Origin of the sequence: Sulfitobacter sp. PM12 (assembly GCF_045586035.1) — a bacterium.
Lineage (GTDB): Bacteria > Pseudomonadota > Alphaproteobacteria > Rhodobacterales > Rhodobacteraceae > Sulfitobacter > Sulfitobacter pontiacus.
The window spans coordinates 1,359,398-1,378,797 of the sequence record NZ_CP151529.1 but is presented as its reverse complement, the minus strand read 5'-3'; the positions used below and the strand labels follow the sequence as shown (position 1 = coordinate 1,378,797).

19 protein-coding genes are annotated in these 19,400 nt (G+C 60.9%); 4 read left to right on the top strand and 15 right to left on the bottom strand.

Annotated elements, in window-relative coordinates; translation table 11 throughout:
* Window positions 1-32 precede the first annotated feature (32 nt).
* Complete coding sequence (locus AADW22_RS06545) at window positions 33-494, top strand: DUF4174 domain-containing protein (protein WP_037943773.1); 462 nt, start codon at window positions 33-35, stop codon at window positions 492-494.
* A gap of 94 nt (window positions 495-588) precedes the next feature.
* On the opposite strand, the gene AADW22_RS06540 is transcribed toward AADW22_RS06545, so the two are convergent.
* The 6 genes from AADW22_RS06540 to AADW22_RS06515 form a co-directional block, all read right to left on the bottom strand.
* Window positions 589-2,634: a biotin carboxylase N-terminal domain-containing protein gene (locus tag AADW22_RS06540; protein WP_407474516.1), complete on the bottom strand. Its 2,046-nt coding sequence runs from the start codon at window positions 2,632-2,634 to the stop codon at window positions 589-591.
* 116 nt (window positions 2,635-2,750) lie between these two features.
* The gene (locus AADW22_RS06535) at window positions 2,751-2,957 is read right to left on the bottom strand and encodes a hypothetical protein (RefSeq protein WP_005852327.1); all 207 of its coding nucleotides are present in this window, start codon (window positions 2,955-2,957) and stop codon (window positions 2,751-2,753) included.
* Window positions 2,958-3,141: 184 nt separating this feature from the next.
* Window positions 3,142-3,489: a hypothetical protein gene (locus AADW22_RS06530; RefSeq protein ID WP_260005219.1), complete on the bottom strand. Its 348-nt coding sequence runs from the start codon at window positions 3,487-3,489 to the stop codon at window positions 3,142-3,144.
* A 99-nt stretch (window positions 3,490-3,588) separates the two neighbouring features.
* Window positions 3,589-3,732: a hypothetical protein gene (locus AADW22_RS06525; protein ID WP_005852323.1), complete on the bottom strand. Its 144-nt coding sequence runs from the start codon at window positions 3,730-3,732 to the stop codon at window positions 3,589-3,591.
* Window positions 3,733-3,946: 214 nt separating this feature from the next.
* A complete protein-coding gene (locus AADW22_RS06520; RefSeq protein WP_235183764.1) occupies window positions 3,947-4,399 on the bottom strand; it encodes a DUF6497 family protein in 453 nt (150 codons plus the stop codon).
* Between the two features lie 62 nt (window positions 4,400-4,461).
* Window positions 4,462-5,994, bottom strand: a complete 1,533-nt coding sequence (locus AADW22_RS06515; RefSeq protein WP_037943769.1) for an acyl-CoA carboxylase subunit beta — start codon at window positions 5,992-5,994, stop codon at window positions 4,462-4,464.
* A 178-nt stretch (window positions 5,995-6,172) separates the two neighbouring features.
* Here AADW22_RS06515 and AADW22_RS06510 point away from each other — a divergent pair, with 178 nt between their 5' ends.
* Together AADW22_RS06510 and AADW22_RS06505 are read left to right on the top strand one after the other, a co-directional pair.
* Window positions 6,173-7,390, top strand: a complete 1,218-nt coding sequence (locus tag AADW22_RS06510; protein ID WP_407474515.1) for a multidrug effflux MFS transporter — start codon at window positions 6,173-6,175, stop codon at window positions 7,388-7,390.
* A 71-nt stretch (window positions 7,391-7,461) separates the two neighbouring features.
* Window positions 7,462-8,862 carry a short-chain fatty acyl-CoA regulator family protein gene (locus AADW22_RS06505; RefSeq protein ID WP_005852316.1) on the top strand — a complete coding sequence of 467 codons (1,401 nt, stop codon included), beginning with the start codon at window positions 7,462-7,464 and terminating at the stop codon, window positions 8,860-8,862.
* 4 nt (window positions 8,863-8,866) lie between these two features.
* On the opposite strand, the gene AADW22_RS06500 is transcribed toward AADW22_RS06505, so the two are convergent.
* The 8 genes from AADW22_RS06500 to AADW22_RS06465 all read right to left on the bottom strand — a co-directional run bounded on the left by AADW22_RS06500 (window position 8,867) and on the right by AADW22_RS06465 (window position 18,075).
* Window positions 8,867-9,553, bottom strand: a complete 687-nt coding sequence (locus AADW22_RS06500; protein ID WP_407474514.1) for a thermonuclease family protein — start codon at window positions 9,551-9,553, stop codon at window positions 8,867-8,869.
* A 106-nt stretch (window positions 9,554-9,659) separates the two neighbouring features.
* On the bottom strand, window positions 9,660-11,318 hold the full coding sequence (gene betA / locus AADW22_RS06495) for a choline dehydrogenase (RefSeq protein ID WP_407474513.1): 1,659 nt from the start codon (window positions 11,316-11,318) through the stop codon (window positions 9,660-9,662).
* 260 nt (window positions 11,319-11,578) lie between these two features.
* Window positions 11,579-13,030 carry a betaine-aldehyde dehydrogenase gene (gene betB / locus AADW22_RS06490; protein WP_407474512.1) on the bottom strand — a complete coding sequence of 484 codons (1,452 nt, stop codon included), beginning with the start codon at window positions 13,028-13,030 and terminating at the stop codon, window positions 11,579-11,581.
* Between the two features lie 57 nt (window positions 13,031-13,087).
* Window positions 13,088-14,272, bottom strand: coding sequence for a choline transporter (locus tag AADW22_RS06485; RefSeq protein ID WP_005852309.1), 1,185 nt, complete (start codon window positions 14,270-14,272; stop codon window positions 13,088-13,090).
* Between the two features lie 63 nt (window positions 14,273-14,335).
* Window positions 14,336-15,844 (bottom strand): choline-sulfatase, encoded by a 1,509-nt coding sequence (betC, locus tag AADW22_RS06480; protein WP_342579693.1) that lies wholly within the window; start codon window positions 15,842-15,844, stop codon window positions 14,336-14,338.
* Window positions 15,841-16,416 carry a choline-responsive transcriptional repressor BetI gene (betI, locus tag AADW22_RS06475; RefSeq protein WP_074635535.1) on the bottom strand — a complete coding sequence of 192 codons (576 nt, stop codon included), beginning with the start codon at window positions 16,414-16,416 and terminating at the stop codon, window positions 15,841-15,843. Before betI ends, betC begins: the two co-directional genes overlap by 4 nt.
* A gap of 122 nt (window positions 16,417-16,538) precedes the next feature.
* Entirely contained in the window at window positions 16,539-17,441 is a 903-nt protein-coding gene (locus tag AADW22_RS06470) for a DMT family transporter (RefSeq protein WP_005852306.1), read from the bottom strand.
* A gap of 37 nt (window positions 17,442-17,478) precedes the next feature.
* Window positions 17,479-18,075 (bottom strand): LysE/ArgO family amino acid transporter, encoded by a 597-nt coding sequence (locus AADW22_RS06465; RefSeq protein ID WP_009826496.1) that lies wholly within the window; start codon window positions 18,073-18,075, stop codon window positions 17,479-17,481.
* Between the two features lie 200 nt (window positions 18,076-18,275).
* Between AADW22_RS06465 and AADW22_RS06460 the strand changes: the two genes are divergently transcribed.
* Window positions 18,276-18,515, top strand: a complete 240-nt coding sequence (locus tag AADW22_RS06460) for a hypothetical protein (RefSeq protein ID WP_009826495.1) — start codon at window positions 18,276-18,278, stop codon at window positions 18,513-18,515.
* A gap of 143 nt (window positions 18,516-18,658) precedes the next feature.
* Here the strand turns inward: AADW22_RS06460 and AADW22_RS06455 are convergent, their stop codons facing one another.
* A complete protein-coding gene (locus AADW22_RS06455) occupies window positions 18,659-19,399 on the bottom strand; it encodes a YebC/PmpR family DNA-binding transcriptional regulator (protein WP_005852303.1) in 741 nt (246 codons plus the stop codon).
* Window position 19,400: the final 1 nt, after the last annotated feature.

The following is a 19,400-nucleotide window of genomic DNA, read 5'->3' as shown; positions in this document are numbered from 1 at the left end:
GCAAGCTTATATCTGTACGGACAGGAGACAAAATGAAACCAGTGATAGCCCTTGTTTTTGCAGGATTGTTTGCGGTCTCGGCGGGGGCGCAAACAGCCACGGACCCCGAGGTTCCCGCGTTGTTCCTGCCCGCAGATATGGAAGATTTGAGTGAATTCCACTGGAAAAAAAGACCGGTTCTGGTCTTTGCGGACAGCGAGGATGACCCCGCCTTCCAATCACAGATGGAGCTTTTGCGCGAGCAGCCCGAAGACCTGATCGAACGTGACGTGATTGTCCTGACCGATACCGACCCGGGCGCGCGCAGCCCGTTGCGGCTGCGGATGCGGCCGCGCGGGTTCATGTTGGTGCTGGTGGGCAAAGACGGCGGGATCAAGCTGCGCAAGCCCCGCCCCTGGGATGTGCGCGAGATCACCCGCAGCATCGACAAAATGACCATCCGGCAACGCGAAATTCGCGAAGCCAAGGAAAAGTCGGGTAAAATCTTCGACTGAACAGCCAGCAGCCGCTGCAATATGGGCCGGTGCTGCGAAGGGATCCCCCGCAGCGCCGTGTTGTATCCCATGATGGCAACGGCTGGCATGGCGCTTATTCGAACTCGATGATGACATCATCCACAGCGAGGCTATCCCCCGCTGCGGCATTGACCTTGGACACTTTGCCCTTCTTCTCGGCGCGCAGGATGTTCTCCATCTTCATCGCCTCGATGGTGCAGAGGTTCTGGCCTTCCTGCACCTCGTCGCCGACCTCTACATCGATTTTCACCACCAGTCCCGGCATCGGGCACAGCAGCATTTTCGATGTGTCGGGCGGCAGTTTCTCGGGCATCAGACGGGCCAGTCCGGCCTGACGCGGGTTGCGCACATGCACTTTCATATCCGCGCCACGGGCCCGCACGCGGAACCCGCCAGAGATTTTGCCGACCTTGAACACCAGCGGTGCGTCATCGATGGTCATCTCGGCCAATTGGTCGCCCGGTGTCCAGTCGCCCGCGACGCGCAGCGCTGTGCCGTCGTCGAAGGTCACCGTCGCGCCCTTTGGGTCGGCCTGAATTTCCACATCGAACGACTGGCCTTGCAGCGCGACGTTCCAGGCGGTGCCGACCTTGCGTTCGTGGTTGTCCATGCGGCCCGACACGCGAGTCCGGCGGATCTCGCCGACGCGGTGCATGGCTGCGGTGGCCGCCGCGATCCGGCGCAGTTCGGCCTCGGGCAGCTCTACCCCGTCAAAGCCGTCGGGGTATTGTTCGGCGATAAAGGCGGTGGTCATGTTGCCTTCGACAAAGATCGGATGATCCATCACGGCAGAGAGGAACGGCAAGTTGTGCCCGATGCCTTCGACCTCGAAGCTATCCAGCGCCACGCGCATGCGTTCAATCGCCTCGGCGCGGGTCGGTGCCCATGTACACAGCTTGGCGATCATCGGGTCGTAATACATCGAGATCTCGCCGCCCTCGTAGACGCCGGTATCGTTGCGCACGGCCGTGTCACCCGCTGGCGCATCGCCCTGCCATTTGTCGTTGGTCAGCAAGGGGCCGGCCGCAATCTCCATCGGAGGACGGTAGCGCGTCAGACGCCCGATGGAAGGCAGGAAGCCGCGGTATGGATCTTCGGCATAAAGCCGGTTTTCGATGGCCCAACCGGTCAGTTTCACGTCGTCCTGGGTGATGGTCAGCTTTTCGCCATTGGCGACGCGGATCATCTGTTCGACCAGATCGACACCGGTGATCAGCTCGGTCACGGGGTGTTCCACCTGAAGACGGGTGTTCATTTCAAGGAAGTAGAAGTTCTTGTCGCCGTCCACGATGAATTCGACCGTACCGGCAGAGGTATAGCCAACGGCCTGCGCCAAGGCGACGGATTGCTCGCCCATGGCTTTGCGGGTGGCTTCGTCAAGGAAAGGCGACGGGGCCTCTTCCACGACCTTCTGGTTGCGGCGCTGGATCGAACACTCGCGTTCGCCCAGATAGATGCCATTGCCGTGGGCGTCGCAAAGCACCTGAATTTCGATGTGGCGCGGCTGGGTGACGAATTTCTCGATAAAGATACGATCATCGCCAAAGCTGTTGGCGGCCTCGTTCTTGGACGACTGGAACCCCTCGCGAGCCTCTTCGTCGTTCCACGCGATACGCATCCCCTTGCCGCCGCCACCGGCAGACGCCTTCAGCATCACCGGATAGCCGATTTCGTTCGAGATCTTCACCGCCTCATCCGCGTCTTCGATCAGCCCCATGTAGCCGGGAACCGTGGAAACACCGGCTTCCTGCGCGATTTTCTTGGAGGTGATCTTGTCGCCCATCTTCTCGATCGCGCCCTTAGGGGGGCCGACAAAGGCGACGCCAGCGGCCTCGAGCGCCTCGGCGAATTTCGCGTTCTCAGACAGGAAGCCATAGCCCGGGTGTACGGCCTGCGCGCCCGACTGCTTGATCGCGTCCATGATCTTGTCGATCACGATATACGACTGGTTCGCGGCAGGCGGGCCGATGTGGATCGCCTCATCGGCCATCTGGACGTGCAACGCCTGCGCATCAGCGTCGGAATAGACGGCGACGGTTTCGATGCCCATCTTCTTGGCGGTCTTGATAACGCGGCAGGCAATCTCGCCGCGGTTGGCGATCAGGATCTTATTGAACATCGACTGTCCCTTTTGGTCTTGAGTGAACGGAAAAACCCCGCATCAGCACGCGGCTGAGCGGGGCAAAATCTTTGGCACTGCAGCTACCGCGACCCAAGGCCGCGGCAGATGTCAGATTATTGGCAGCGTACTGCGCCGGTTTGGCACGCCAGTACGTTTGCGCCGGCACCGATGGCCGCGCCTTGCGCGAGGCTACCGCCTGTGACGGCTGCAGCACCGGCACCCACGACACCACCGCCGAGCGCTTGTTCGCCCAGTGTGTCACCGCATGCAGCAAGGCCAGCGGACGCAGTAACGGCGAGAAGAATTGTTTTGATGGACATGGGATTAAACCTTTTATTGATCGTGCGTTATTCGCGATGTGATACTGATAAACGCATGGTTTCGCAGAAGGTTCCACCGCGGTTTGAATAACGGCGCGCGCCCCTGCCCCGACGGGCAAATTACCGCCCAACATGCCGCACATGTGGCAAAAACCAGCCGAAAGGAAGGGGGCGACGCGCATGATCAATCCTCGAACGCGTCGGGGAAAGACGCCCGGGCAAGGGCTTCGTTGATGACGAGCATTGCTTCGTAATCGGCTGGATCAAAGGGGTCATCTACCGCGACGACCTCGCGACCAAAGAGCCAAGACAAACGCCCCGCGTCCAGATTGCCCCTTTCGAACGGCTGGTCGCCAAAGGCTTCCCACAGCGCGCGCATAAAGGCCGTGTCAACGCGACGGTCCGCCGCCTTGCGGTCGGAACGGCGTTCGCGACGGGTCAGCGGGGTGACCCCACGCGGATTGGCGCGACGGATAACGAACTGATAGTCTGATCCGGGCATACGCCCCGGAAAACCGCGATGTTTCAGCATGATACCCCCCAGACTGCGAGGGCGATGCGCGGTGCTACCCCTGCGTTACATGCCGCAGAGGGGTTGGAGACAGGCGCAGAGGCCTGTCCCCGACAAGCATTACTTGTACTTGCCTGTGTACACGGGCTCAACCGAGATGGGCTCGGGTGCGACCACGACATATTCTTCTTGCTGCTTGGGTGCGCATGCCGCAACGGCTGCGATAAGGCCGAATGCGGCCAGCATTGTGATGCTCTTGGACATCTAAGTCTCCTGTCACTGTTTAAAGGGCCCGGCACTGCCTCATGCCAATCAGACCCCGATGTTAAAGTAAGAAATACGTCGGTATTCCCCGCCGCGACATTATCGCAGTTCATTGGCGTTGCATACGGTGTGCTTTCCAATGCGGCCAGATGTGACGCCAAAGCCGCAGTTCGGCGCGCTGGTGCCGCAGCGCTCGCAAGATGTTGTGGGTGCATCAAAGGCCCTCCCAGATACAGGTGTCGTTGCTCAGGCGAAATGCCTCGAAAAACTGTGTGGCATCGGGGTCGGACACCCCGAATTCCGTGACGCGATCAGCCAAAGAGATCACGATGACCTCTCCGTCCAGCGCATGTTGCGCCATGTAGGGAATGGCCAGCGCGTCGCACAGATAGGTCATATCGGCCCCAACCTGCGCAAAGTCCACAGCGCCCGTATCGCGCGCGATATAAGGGGCCACAAAACGGAAGCGCAGCCATGTCTGCACCCCCACCTCGTCTATCAGCACCTCTTGCAATTCGATGCTTTCGCCCGACGGCACCTCGACCGGCTGCGCCGCGGCAGAGGCCGTGGCGAAAGCTGCGCAAACCGCAAGCCACTTCAGTGCCGCACCCGCTGGATGCAGCCCGAAGGGCAATGACGCGGAAAGAGAGGGGTGATCGGTAACCAAAGCGGTCTCCTGCCCCTCGGGGCACCTGCAAAGGCACCGCGAGGGATATGGATTAAACGACGTTAGAGCGGGATGTTGTTATGCTTTTTCCAAGGCATCGCGGCTTTCTTGTTGCGCAGCGAGGCAAAGGCGCGGGCAATCCGCTTGCGCGTGGTGCGTGGCTGGATCACCTCGTCGATAAAGCCACGCTCTGCCGCGACAAAGGGGTTCGCGAAACGCTCTTCGTAATCGGCGGTATGGCGCGCGATCTTTTCGGGGTCGTTCAGATCGGCACGGTGGATGATCTCTGTCGCGCCCTTGGCCCCCATCACGGCAATCTCGGCTGTGGGCCACGCGTAGTTGAAGTCGGACCGCAAGTGCTTGGACGCCATCACGTCATACGCGCCGCCATAGGCTTTGCGGGTGATGACCGTCACCATCGGCACCGTCGCTTCGCCATAGGCGAACAGCAGCTTGGCGCCGTGTTTGATCACGCCGCCATATTCCTGCCCCGTACCGGGGAGAAAGCCGGGCACGTCCACCAGCGTCAGGATCGGAATTTCGAACGCATCGCAGAAGCGCACAAACCGCGCCGCCTTGCGCGAGCTGTCGATATCAAGGCAGCCCGCCAGCACCATCGGCTGGTTCGCGACCACACCCACGGTGCGCCCTTCGATACGGATAAAGCCGGTCAGGATGTTCTTGGCGAAGTCTTCCTGAATTTCGTAAAAGTCGCCTTCATCCGCGAGCTTGTGGATCAGCTCTTTCATGTCATAGGGCGTGTTGGCGTTGCTGGGCACCAATGTATCAAGCGACGCCTCGATCCGGTCGGGTTCGTCAAAGAACGGGCGCACAGGCGGCATGTCGCGGTTGTTGGCGGGCAGGAAATCGACCAGACGACGCACCTCGGCCAGTGCTTCGACGTCATTTTCAAACGCGCCATCCGCGACGGAGGATTTGCGCGTGTGCGTCGTCGCGCCGCCCAGTTCTTCTGCGGTGACCTGTTCGTTGGTCACGGTTTTGACCACGTCAGGGCCTGTCACGAACATATAGGACGTGTCTTTCACCATGAAGATAAAGTCGGTCATCGCAGGGGAATAGACCGCCCCGCCCGCACATGGCCCCATGATCACGCTGATCTGCGGGATCACACCGGAAGCTTCGATATTGCGCTGGAACACCTCGGCATAACCCGCGAGGCTGTCGACGCCTTCCTGAATACGCGCACCGCCGGAATCGTTGATCCCGATGACAGGCGCACCGTTCTGGATCGCCATATCCTGAATCTTGCAGATTTTCTGCGCGTGGGTCTGGGACAGCGATCCGCCAAAGACCGTGAAATCCTGACTGAAGACATAGACCAGACGGCCATTGATCGTGCCCCAACCGGTGACAACGCCGTCACCTGCGGGTTTTTGCTGCTCCATCCCGAAGTCGGTGCAGCGGTGGGTAACGAACATATCGAATTCTTCAAACGACCCATCATCAAGCAACAGGTCGATCCGCTCGCGGGCGGTCAGCTTGCCACGGGCGTGCTGCGCATCAATGCGCTTTTGCCCTCCGCCCAGTCGGGCGTCGTCGCGGCGGGTTTCAAGCTGTTCCAGAATATCTTTCATCACGCACCTCTATAAGATTTCCGCCACCGTAACGCCGCCCCCGCGCGAACCAAAGCGCATTTTTGCAAATTTGCAAAAACTATACACCCTTCTGTTTGCTAATTGAAAACTTGCAAATCGTTCGGTTACCGTATGGTTCTGGATAGACAAGATGCAACCGCAGGCATACTGATATGCAATGATCAAGGATAACCCCGTCCGTTTTCTGGATAAAACATCCCCCCCGCATATTTCCACGCTGATCCTTCTGTCGGGGATCGGGGCGCTGGCGATGAATATGTTCTTGCCAAGCCTTCCCGCTATGGCTGAATATTTCGACGCCGATTACGCTGTGATGCAACTTTCCGTGCCGCTTTATCTGCTGTGTAGCGCGGTATTGCAGGTGCTGATCGGCCCGATTTCGGATAATCTGGGCCGCCGGAATGTGCTACTGTGGGGGCTGGCGATATATATGGTCGCGACGGTGGGCTGTATCTACGCCCCCACGACGGCCGTGTTCCTTGCATTCCGCTGCGTGCAGGCCATCGTCGCCGTCTCGATGGTGCTGAGCCGTGCAGTGGTGCGCGATATGTTCGCCCAAGATAAAGCCGCCTCGATGATCGGCTATGTCACGATGGGCATGGCGCTGGTGCCCATGATCTCCCCCGCTGTGGGCGGGTTGCTGGAACAATCCTTCGGCTGGCAGGCGACCTTCTGGGCGATGTTCTGGATCGGGGCGCTGGTACTGGCGATCACATGGTTCGACCTTGGCGAGACCCACGTCGCGTCAGGGCGCACGCTGGCTCAGCAATTCGCCGAATACCCCGAGCTGCTCGGCTCTCCGCGGTTCTGGGGGTACTCGATGGCGGCGGCCTGCTGCTCGGGTGCGTTCTTTGCCTACCTTGGCGGCGCGCCCTTTGTGGGCAGCGTCGTTTTCGGCATGGAACCGGCCGAGCTTGGCATCTATTTCGGCGCGCCCGCCGTGGGCTATTTCCTTGGCAACTTTATCACGGCCCGCAAGGCGACCGTGGTCGGCGTCAACACGCTGGTGCTTTGGGGCTGTCTGGCCAATGCGATTGGCGGGTCGGTGTCGATGATGATCTTCCTGCTGGGCTATGGATCGCCGCTGTCGTTCTTCGGGATGATGACGCTGGTGGGCCTTGGCAACGGGCTGTGCATCCCCAACGCCACCGCGGGCCTGTTGTCGGTGCGCCCGCATCTGGCGGGCACGGCGTCGGGGCTTGGCGGCGCGATCATGATTGGCGGTGGTGCGGGGCTGAGTATTTTAGCCGGTGCCCTGCTGAGCGAAGAAACCGGAGCCTATCCGCTGCTCTGGATCATGCTGGCCACCGCCGTCGCGGGCGTCGCGTCGATCTTGGTCGTGATCCGCCGTGAACGGGCGCTTGGTATCGCCTGACGGGCCTTGCCGCCGTTAGTTTGCAAAGATACGGTTTGCAGAACCGGTAACTTTGCAAAGGCCCCACCCTGATGGCGATCCAAAAGCTATACGCTGGCGCAAAACTGCGCGAGCTGCGCACCAATCTGGCTCATACCCAGAAAGAATTCGCCGCGCGGCTTGGCGTATCCCTCCCGTACCTTAACCAGATGGAGAATAATAACCGACCCGTCAGCACCACGGTCGTCTTGGCACTGGCGTCTGAATTCGGGATGGATGTCACCGAACTGTCGAGCGGGGACAGCGAACGGTTGGTCAGCGACATGCGCGAAGTCCTGTCCGATCCGGTGTTCGAGGGCGATGTGCTGCCGCTGGCCGATGTACAGCTTGCGGCCTCCAACGCGCCGGGGTTGGCGCGGGCGTTCATCAAGCTGCACCAAAGCCACCGCCAGACCCAAGAACGGCTGGCCTATCTGGACGAAGCCTTGGGCCGCGAAGATGCCCGCCCCTCCCCCAGCCCGTGGGAAGAGGTGCGCGACTTCTTCCATTATTGCGACAATTATCTGGATGCCGTCGACCGCGCGGCCGAGTATTTCGCCCGCGACACCGGCACCGGCCAAAGCCTGCGCGACACCACGCTAGAGGCGCTGTCCAGCGCAGGCATTACCGTCGCCTTCGACGAGACAGATGCGCTGCGCCGCTATGATCCGGCCAGCGGTGTGTTGCATGTCTCGGCCCGCGCCTCGCAGGCCACACAGACGTTCCAGATGCTGCTGCAGGTCGCCCTTGTGCGCCAGAACGATCTGCTTGAGGCAACCTTGGACTTCGCGCGTTTCAACAGCCCCGCGGCCCGTGACATCGCGAAGATGGGGCTAGCGAACTACTTTGCCGGGGCCGCACTGATGCCCTACGCCCGGTTTCTGGAGCGCGCCCAAAGCTGCCGCCACGACCTCGAGGTGCTGGCCTCTGATTTCGGGGCTTCGATCGAACAGGTCGCGCATCGGCTGTCGACGCTGCAACGCCCCGGGTCAAAGGGGATTCCGTTCTTCTTTGTCCGTGTGGATCAGGCAGGCACGATCACCAAACGCCATTCGGCCACCCGTCTGCAATTCGCGCGGTTTGGCGGAGCCTGCCCCCTGTGGAATGTGCACAGCGCCTTTGAAACGCCGGGCCGCTTCCTGCGCCAGCTGGCCGAAACGCCGGACGGGGTACGCTATATCTCGTTGGCGCGGGACATCTCGAAGCCGGCGGGGCGGTTTGGCGCGCCGGTGCGGCGCTATGCGATTTCGCTGGGGTGCGAGGTGCGCCATGCGCCCGCGCTGGTCTATGCCGACGGGATGGACACCACCCGCGCCTCAGCGTTTGAACCCATCGGCATATCTTGCCGTATCTGCGAGCGTAAACATTGCCACCAGCGATCTGTACCGCCGCTGGAACGCCAGCTGGTGGTGGACCCGAACCTGCGCGACGTGCTGCCCTATCAGGTGGATTGACCGCTTACCGCTTGGCCGCCCTCCATCCGGCGGCACGCGCCTGCGCCGCGCTGCAGAACCAGCGTTCGCCCTTGTCGGTGCGGATCACGGTCCGGTCATAGTCGTGCTGTCCGGGCACGTGAAAGATCCGCGTGCCCTTGCTGCTGACATTCCCCTTGATCACACAGCCGCCCGGCCCCAATGACGCAACGGGCTTTGGCGCTGCTTTAGAGGCTTTGCGATAGGCTTCAGGGCGCTGCGTTTCATAGGCATGCACCCCGCGTCCCGCCCGCTTGGCCGCCGCTTCGGTTGCGACATAGGCGCGGCTGTAGCGCGCGTAGGAAAAGGCCAGCCCCGCCGCGACCAAGGCTTGCCCCATATCCTGCCCCAAGGCGGCACAGCGCGCCACGATCCGACCATATCGGTCGGTATCCACCCGCTGGCAGTCGGCCCGCTGACCGTCGTATGTGGCGCGCACCTGCGCCGTCACCCAAGCGCCGCAGTTCAACACGCGCCCATCCGTGGCACGGCAAGGCTGGTCCCCTTCGACCGCATCGATGCCGAAAAGCCGGATCCGCGTCTCACCCAAAGCGATCGTATCGCCGTCGATCACCCGGATCTCGCCCGTCAGGCGCGGTTCGACCGCCGCAGCGGGTTGCGTGAAAACGGCGACCAGCGCCGCGGCGAAACATGAATGAAGGAGGACTTTCATATCCCGTTGATTGGGGCGTTTCCACGCCCCAATCAACCAGAGATATTAACCAAGGTTAACTTTCGTTAACACTTGTGGCGTCTCGACCAAGGGAGGGGCCAGCCCCTTAGCGCTGCGCGGTTTCCCAGTCGGGGTGAATCCAGGGCGCGTCATTCGCCGCGGCCAATGGATCAAGCCCCAGCACATGGTCCGAGATTTTCTCGCCCACCATGATGGACGGGGCGTTCAGGTTGCCATTAGTAATCCGCGGAAAGATCGAGCTGTCGGCGACGCGCAGCCCCTCTACCCCGATCACACGGCCCTGCGGATCAACCACCGCCTGCGGGTCATCGGCGCGGCCCATGCGGCAGGTACCACAGGGGTGATAGGCGCTTTCGGCATGTTCGCGGATGAAGGCATCAAGCGCCTCGTCGCTTTGCACATCGGCCCCCGGCTGGATCTCGTGTTTGACGAAGGGTTTGAAGGCGTCCTGCGCAAAGATCTCTCGGGTGAGGCGAATACAGGTGCGGAATTCCTCCCAATCCTTGTCCTGCGACATGTAGTTGAAAAAGATCTTCGGCGCGTCGGCCGGATTGCCCGAGGCCAGCGTGACAGACCCGCGCGAGGTCGACCGCATCGGCCCCACATGCGCCTGAAACCCGTGGCCTTCAGCGGCGGCCTGCCCGTCATAGCGCACGGCAATCGGCAGGAAGTGATACTGGATATCGGGATATTTAATCCCTGCCTTCGACCGGATGAACGCCGCGCTTTCAAACTGGTTCGACGCGCCCATGCCGGTTTTCGTAAACAGCCACTGCGCGCCGATCACGGCCTTGGAAAAGATGTTCCAGTGCTTGTACAGCGTGATTGGCTGGCTGGCGGCCATCTGGATATACAGTTCAAGGTGGTCTTGCAGGTTCTGGCCCACACCGGGGCGGTCGGCGATCACCTCGATACCATGCTCTGCCAGATGGGCCGCAGGGCCGATGCCCGACAACATCAGCAGCTTGGGCGAGTTGATGGAGGACGCCGCGACGATCACCTCGCCGCTGGCACGCAGCACCTCTGTCTTGCCACCGCGCAGCACCTCGACCCCGACAGCACGACCGTCTTCGATCACGATGCGCTGCGCCAAGGCGCGGACGAGTTCGACGTTGCCGGTCTTTTGCGCGGGCCGCAGATAGGCGTTGGCCGCGGACCAGCGGCGGCCCTTCCAGACCGTCTGCTCCATCGGGCCGAAGCCTTCCTGTTTCTCGCCGTTATAATCGTCGGTCGCCTCGTATCCTGCTTGTTTGCCCGCCTCGACAAAGGCTTCGAACAAGGGGTTTTCGCGTGGGCCACGGCTGACATGCAGCGGGCCGTCAGTGCCGCGCCAGTCGGGGTCGCCCCCGTGGCCGCCGTCATGCCAGCTTTCCATGCGTTTGAAATAGGGCAGCACATCGGCATAACCCCAGCCATCGGCCCCCTGCTCTTCCCAATGGTCATAGTCCATCGCGTGCCCGCGCACATAGACCATCCCGTTGATCGACGACGATCCGCCGATCACCTTGCCACGCGGGGTCGCCAGACGACGGTTGTTCAGATGCGGTTCGGGTTCGGACTGGAACCCCCAGTCGTAGGTTTTCATGTTCATCGGATAGGACAAGGCCGCCGGCATCTGGATGAACGGGCCCGCATCGCTGCCACCATGTTCGATCACCATCACCTTGCGCCCTGCCGTGGCCAGGCGGTACGCCATCGCGCAGCCCGCGCTGCCCGCCCCTACGATAATAAATTCAACTTCCATCCTATCGCCTTCCTTCCGTGAGTCTTTCGCGGGTCAAGGAGGCCGCAGGCCCCGCGCCCCCGGCGCGGCGTGTCCCTGACGCGCGCAAGACTCGCATCCCAACATTGACGAGGTGACTTGAGGATCAGACCGATCCCTCAAGCACCTCTCAGCATATTCCGGCACGCCCTGCCCAAGCCCCCTTTCTTGCCGAAGGAAAGCTTGGGCCGGATGCGCGCCCATCTATCGCATGCGCGTCAGCGCAGCGTTGGATCAGCGCCCTAGAAAGGCGCTTCCATATCGCCCATGCGCACATAGACGGTTTTCAACTGGCTATAGTGATCAATCGCCGCCCTGGAGTTCTCGCGCCCCACGCCCGAATTTTTCATGCCGCCAAAGGGAGCTTCGACCGGAGCGTCGTTATAGGTGTTGATATAGCAGGTGCCCGCCTCGAACCCTGCCGCGACGCGGTGCGCGCGGGACAGGTCTTTGGTGAACACACCGGCGGCCAGACCGAATTCGGTCGCATTGGCGCGGGCCATCACCTCTGCCTCGGTCTCGAAATCCAGCACCGACATGACCGGCCCGAAAATCTCTTCGCGGGCGATGGACATGTCGTCGGTCACATCGGCAAAGACGGTGGGCTGCATATAGAAGCCATCGCGGTCGATTGCTGCCCCGCCATAGACCAGACGCGCGCCTTCGGCCTTGCCCTTTTCGACATAGCCAAGCGCGATCTCCATCTGACGTTTTGACACCATCGGGCCAAAGCTGGTGTCAGGGTCCATCGGGTCGCCGATCACGGCGGTGTCCAGACGTTCGGCCAAGCGTTTCAGGAACGCCTCTTTGATGTCGCGGTGCACGAAGACGCGGGTGCCGTTCGAACAGATCTGACCCGAGCTGTAGAAATTGCCTAGGATCGCGCCGCTGATGGCGTTTTCGATATCCGCGTCCTCGAACACGATCATGGGGGACTTGCCGCCCAGTTCCATCGTGACGTGCTTGATGCCTTCCGCGGCCGCGGCATAGACCTTGCGGCCCGTGGGCACAGAACCGGTGAGCGAGACTTTGTCGACGCGCGGGTCGGTCACAAGGGACGCCCCCACTTCGCCCATGCCCTGCACAACGTTGTAAAGACCGGCGGGCAGCCCTGCCTCTACCAGAATTTCCGCGACTTTCAGCGCGCAAAGCGGCGTCGTTTCGGACGGTTTGAAGATGATCGAGTTCCCGCAGGCCAGCGCCGGTGCGCCTTTCCAGCAGGCGATCTGCGTCGGGTAGTTCCATGCGCCGATGCCAACACACACACCCAGCGGTTCGCGGCGGGTATAGACCCAGTCTTCGCCCAGCTGGATATGCTCCCCCGTCAGAGATGCTGCCAGACCGCCGAAATATTCCAGCGCATCGGCACCGCTGGTCGCATCCGCAACCGAGGTTTCCTGATAGGGTTTGCCGGTGTCATACGTCTCAAGGATCGACAGGTCATGGTTGCGTTCGCGCATGATGTCAGCAGCACGGCGCAGGATACGGCCCCGTTCGGTGCCGGTCATCGCGGCCCAAGCCCCCTGCGCGTCACGCGCGGCGGTGATGGCTTTCTCCACGATCTCTGGCGTGGCGGCGTGAACGGTCGCGATGACCTCGCCCGTGGCCGGATAGATCACCTCGATCGGGGTGCCGTTGGTATCTTCGACATATTCGCCGTTGATGAAATGGCTGGCGATGGGTTGCGTTTGCATAGGTCTCTCTTTTCGGTTGGGCCCCGCCCGTATGGCGGGGCCGCTTAGGTTTAAGGGTTATTCGGCCGGGATATTGGCGTTGCCATCCAGCCCGTGCAGGTGACGGCGTTTGACAAAGAACATATAGCCAAGCGCCAGCAGGTAGATGCCGATCACGATGGTCCCGACCCACTGGATCTGCAGCCATTGGCTTTGGAACAGCAGGGTCAGCACAAACAGGCCGATGGCGTTGGCCAGCACGTAAGACACGGTGCCAAAGCGTTCGGTCGTGAAGTTGAGGTTATCGGTGTAAAGCCGGATCAGACTGTCGAAAGAGTTGATCACGAACACGATGCCCACGATGGTCATGGCCCAATTCGGGAAGCCCGCGGTGCCGATGCCGTTCAGGTGGTAGTAATACAGCACCGAGAACCACAAGCCCAAGGGGATCGACGGGAATACCAGCAAGGACGCCAGCAGTTGCCATGTCTTCAGCCCGCCGACAAAGCGGCTGACGAACTGCCCGATCATGATTGACCAAGCGAACCACCAGAACAGGTAGAATTCGTGGTAATCCGTCAGCGGGATGATGAACTTGTGGATATTTGCGAAATAGCCGCCAAGGTTGCTGGCGCTAGAGGCAAATTCGCCCAATCCCATGCCGGCATTCAGCCACATGTAAGCGATCAGCGCCAGAAACAGCAGGGTCGAGCTGACGGACAGCACGCGCACGAACTTCAGATCGGTGGAGCTGAAGGCCGCAATCAGGATCACGAGGAAGCAGATCAGGTAGAAGACCGGCAGGATCGTCTCTCCGTCGCCGACCTCGGCGATGTAATAGGGCATATAGATCAGGAACAACGCACCGGTGAAGGCGCAGGTGGTGATGATCACGATGTTGTTCAGCAGTTTGATCGCGGGGATCTCGAAGAACTTCACCCGCGGCTCGATGGCGCAGAAATAGAAGGTCGTCAGGAAGTAGAACGTCCAGATCAGAAAGCCCCAGAAGCCGAATTCAAGCGCCAGCGGGTTGGTGAACCCATAGGCTGGCTCGGTCGCCGTATCCGCATAAAGCGGGAAGTCGAAGGCCAGCGGGAACATGATCAGCCCCACATCCAGCCCCGACGTGAAGAGGATCGCGATAAAGGTGAACAGCGGCACCGGCGTCACGCCGGTCAGCGGCAGGTTCCACCACTTGATCGTACAGAAAATAGTTAAGCCCAAAGCCAGTATGACCCCGAACGAAATGATGGTCGTTAACATTGTGTCCCTCCGTGTTGGGGGTGCATTATTGGTTTGGTTGCCCGCACCCCTTGGGCAGTCGTTCTATTCGCCGCGCGGAAAACGTTTGTTCTCTTCCAGCACGTTCAGATCCATGTGGTTGCGCATGTATTGCTCTGACGCATTGCGCAGCGGCTGGTGATCCCACGGATAGTACCCGCCCTTGCGCAGCGCCTCGTAGACGACCCAACGGCGGGCCTGGCTTTTGCGGACATCGGCATCGAAGGCGGCCAGATCCCAACGGGCGTCGGCCTTGGCCGACAGGGTCAGCCGCGTGCCCTGATGGGCAGGTTCTTCGGCAAGGTTGGTCAGCTCGTGCGGATCGGTTTCCAGATCGAACAGTTGGTCTGGGTCAAGCGCGCAGCGGTTGAACTTCCACTTGCCGTAGCGCAGTGAGACCATCGGCGCATAAGACGCCTCTGCCGCGTATTCCATCGCAACGGGTTCGGTGCGTTCCACCCCCTGCCCCATGGGCACCAGCGATTGCCCCGTGGTCCATTCCATCACCTCGTCCATGGACACGCCTGCCAGATCACAGACGGTCGGGCACACGTCGATATTGCTGACCGGCGTGGTCTGCAAACCGGGTGCCATCTGCGGGGCGGCGATCATCATCGGCACGCGGGACGACCCTTCGAAAAAGCTCATCTTGAACCAGAGCCCCCGCTCGCCCAGCATATCGCCGTGATCCGAGCAGAAGATGACAATCGCCTCTTGGCGCGTATCCTCTAGCGTTTGCAGGATCTCACCGATCTTGTCGTCAAGATAGCTGATGTTGGCAAAGTAAGCCTGACGCGAACGTCTGATATCGTCTTCGGTGATGTCAAAACTGCGCCAATCGTTCGCGTCAAAGATACGTTTCGAATGGTTGTCCTGATTTTCATACCCCAGATCCGGCACCTCGGGCAGCAGGTGGTCGCAATCGTTGTACAGATCCCAGTATTTCTTGCGCGCGACATAGGGGTCATGGGGGTGCGTAAAGCTGGCGGTCAGACACCACGGGCGCGGATCCAAACCGCGCGACAGGTCGTAAATCTTGCGCGTCGCCTCATAGGCCACGGCGTCGTCATATTCCATCTGGTTGCTGGTTTCCGCCACACCTGCGCCGGTCACCGACCCCATATTGTGATACCACCAGTCAATCCGTTCCCCCGGCTTGCGATAGTCCGGCGTCCAGCCGAAATCGGCGGGGTAGATATCGGTGGTCAGGCGTTCCTCGAACCCGTGCAACTGATCGGGGCCGACGAAATGCATCTTGCCCGACAGGCAGGTCTGATAGCCCGCACGCCGCAGATGGTGGGCGTAGGTGGGCACGCTCGACGCGAACTCTGCCGCGTTGTCATAGACGCCCGTGGCCGACGGAAGTTGCCCCGACATGAACGCCGCCCGCCCCGGCGCGCACAGCGGGCTGGCGGTATAGGCGTTCTTGAACCGCGTCGACCGCGCCGCCAGCTTTTTGAGGTTCGGGGCATGCAGCCAGTCGGCGGGACCGTCGGGAAACAGCGTGCCGTTCAACTGGTCGACCATCAGGATCAGGATATTGGGCTGGGTCATTCTTTGGTCCCCACAAGCATATGAAGCACCGACAGGGCGCGATCACTGGCGGCGCGGGCGCTGCCCTCGTCCGACAAGGCGGCACGCAGGTAAAGCCCATCGATCAGGGCGGCCAGCGTATCGGCATCCCCTGCCGGATCATCCGAGATCGGGCGCAGCGCATAGGTCAGGTTCGACCGCAGCCGCTTTTGATACACCACCAGCAAACGGTAGGTTTCGGTATTGGTCCGCGAGGAGGCATAGAGCGTCATCCAGGCGCTGACCGTTGCCGGATCGAAATAGCTTTCGTCAAAGCTCGCGCGGATGATCGCCTCGGCCCGTCCCAGCGGGGATTTGTTCAGACGCAGCTCGCGGCGGACCTCGGCGCTGTATTCCGTCAGGATATAGCGCATGGCCGCCAGAAAGATCTGATCCTTGCCGCCAAAATAGTGATGCGCCAGCGCCGAGGACATCCCCGCGCGGCGCGCGATCTGGCCGACCGTCACATCCAGTGACTGGGCAGCACCGATTTCAGCAATCGTCGCTTTGACCAAGGCGTCGCGGCGAATAGGCTCCATTCCGACTTTGGGCATAAAGAATCCTTAGTGGTTTGATAGCGTCTGGCCATCAAACCTACGTTCATTGACTGACAAGTCAATAAAAACCTGAGAGCGGATCAACTCAGGGTTTAGTCACCTTCCAGCCGGCGGCGTCGCTAGAATTTCGTCGCCGGCGTGGCGGGGGTGATCTGGCGTTTCAGCATCGCCTCGCGCCATGTGATAAAGGTCACCGACCCCAGGATCACCGCCCCGCCGAGAACGACCCAGATATCAATGGGTTCAGCAAAAACGACAGCACCTAGCGCCGTGGCCCAGACCAGTTGCAGGAAGGTCACCGGTTGGGTCACCGTCAGCGGTGCTGCGGCAAAAGCCAGCGTCATGGTGTAGTGGCCTGCGGTTGCAAAACACGCGACAGCGGCGAGGATTCCGATCTCCTCCCACGTGGGGGTGATCCAGTTGGCAAGCGCGAAGGGGGCCAGAAACAGCGTCACGAACAGCGACATCATCGCGACGACGACTGACGGGCGCACCTCATCCGCAAGCACTTTGGCCAGCAAATAGGCCCCGCCAAACACCACCGCCGCGATCAGCATCGCGAAATGCCCGCCGGTCAGCTCTCGAAACCCGGGTCGCAGGATGATCGCGGCCCCGACCAGCCCCAGCACGACCGCAATGATCCGGCGCAGGGCCAAGCTCTCGCCCAGAAACAGCGCGGCCCCGATGGTGACATAGATCGGCGCAAGATAGTTCATCGCCGTCACCTCGGCGATAGAGATACGGGTCATGGCGTAGAACCACAGGATAACGCCCACCCCATGCAGCCCGCCGCGTACCGAAAACAGCGCCCATTGGCGGCGCGACAGCTTCGCCTCGCGCAGCGCGCCAATCGCGGGCAGCAGGAACACCAAGCCAAAGCCATAACGGATAAAAGCAGCTTCGGAGGACGGCAGGCGCGGGCCCATATGTTTGACCAAGGCGGTCACGCAAATGAAACACAGGCCGGTCACGACCATCCAGAAGATACCGGTGACGGGGCGTTGGGGATGTGCAGTTGTCATGGGCGCAACATTCCCCAACCCTTCCCCAAGGGCAAGGTCACATCAGCAGAAGTTTCAAAGCAATCGCCCACATGGTCAGCGCAATCACACCATCCAGAATTTGCCAGCTGCGCGGCTTGCTGAAAAACGGCCCCAACAGGCGCGCGCCATAGCCCAGGCTGAAAAAGAAAACAAAGCTCGCCGTGACCGCACCTGCCCCGAAGGCAAGGCGGCTGTCATATTGCGCGGCGATGGACCCCAGCAGCACGACGGTATCAAGATAGACATGCGGGTTCAGCCAGGTCAGCGCCAGCAGGGTCAGGATCGTGCGGCGCAGGCTGGTTTGCGCGGCCCCGTCAGCGGCCAGCGCATGTCCGCCCTGCCAAGCCGATCGCGCGTTCTGGAAGCCGTACCAGATCAGGAACGCCGCCCCGCCGTAGCGCATCAACGTTTCGAACCACGGCACCGCCGTGGCCAGCGCACCGAACCCCGCCACCCCTGCGGCGATCAGCACCGCATCCGACAAGGCGCAGGTCAGGCAGACCCAAAAGACATGCTGCAACCGCAAGCCTTGGCGCAAGACAAAGGCGTTCTGCGCGCCGATGGCCAGAATCAAGGTCAAGCCCAAGGCAAAGCCGGGAAAGAAGGCGGTCATATGTCAAAAGCTCCGTCGGGAATCTGGGCCGGTCTCGGGCAAGATGCACCGCCGGACCCCACCCAAAAATAAATTTTCATCCCCTGCAACCCCAACTTTATTGTTGCGGCCGCGAAACATTTGCGTGATTGGGCCCGTTACTACTAGCGAACCACAGATACAGCGCCTATCTGACCCGCATACAACCAAGGAATAATGTCATGTTCGACGACAAACAGAAGCTGGAAATCAGCCAAGATGAATTGGCGCTTATCGAAGCAGCCCTGCACACACAGTCCAAGATCCTGAGCGTTCAGGCAAGCGCAGGCGGATCAAAGGCCTTGGGGCACCTGAACGAGGTCAAACGCGTCCTCGCCTCTATCTCGCAGCAGCGCGTGCGCGACACCACGACCAAACCGGCCTGGGGTGGTCTTTTTCGCATGGCGCGCCTTTTGGGATAAATTCGGCCCCAAACGCTGACACAAAAAAACCGCCCCGCAGCTAAGCCAGGGGCGGTTTTTTTGTGTCTCGCGGAGGTGTGACACACCCGCCCCCGCCAAAGCAAAGCCCCGCCGCGACATGGGTCGCTGGCGGGGCGTAAATGTTACAGCTGCTCCATCACCTCGTCAGAGGCTTCGAAGTTCGCGGTGACCCGCTGCACGTCGTCGTCGTCTTCCAGGGCGTCGATCAGCTTCATCAGCTTTTCCATCCCTTCCAGATCCATCTCGGTCGTGGTGGTCGGACGCCAGACCAGCTTGGTGCTGTCGGATTCGCCCAACTCGGCCTCAAGCGCGGTGCTGACATCGTTCAGGTCGGTATCCATGCACCAGATCACATGCCCGTCATCCGAGCTTTCGACGTCTTCCGCACCGGCTTCGATGGCGGCCATCATGACGGTGTCGGCATCGCCAACGCTGGCGGGATAGGTGATTTCGCCCTTACGGTCGAACATGAAGCCGACGCTGCCTGTCTCGCCCAGATTGCCACCGTTCTTGGTGAAGGTGGACCGCACGGTCGATGCGGTGCGGTTGCGGTTGTCGGTCATCGCCTCGACGATGACGGCAACACCATTGGGGCCGTAGCCTTCATAGCGGATTTCTTCGTAATCCTCGCCCTCGCCGCCGACGGCTTTCTTGATCGCGCGTTCGATGTTGTCCTTGGGCATGGACTGACCCTTGGCCTCTTTCACCGCCAGACGCAGACGCGGGTTCTTGTCCGGATCGGGTTCGCCCATCTTCGCCGCGATGGTGATTTCTTTGGAGAGCTTGGAAAACACCTTGGCGCGCAGTTTGTCCTGACGGCCCTTACGGTGCTGGATATTTGCCCATTTTGAGTGACCTGCCATG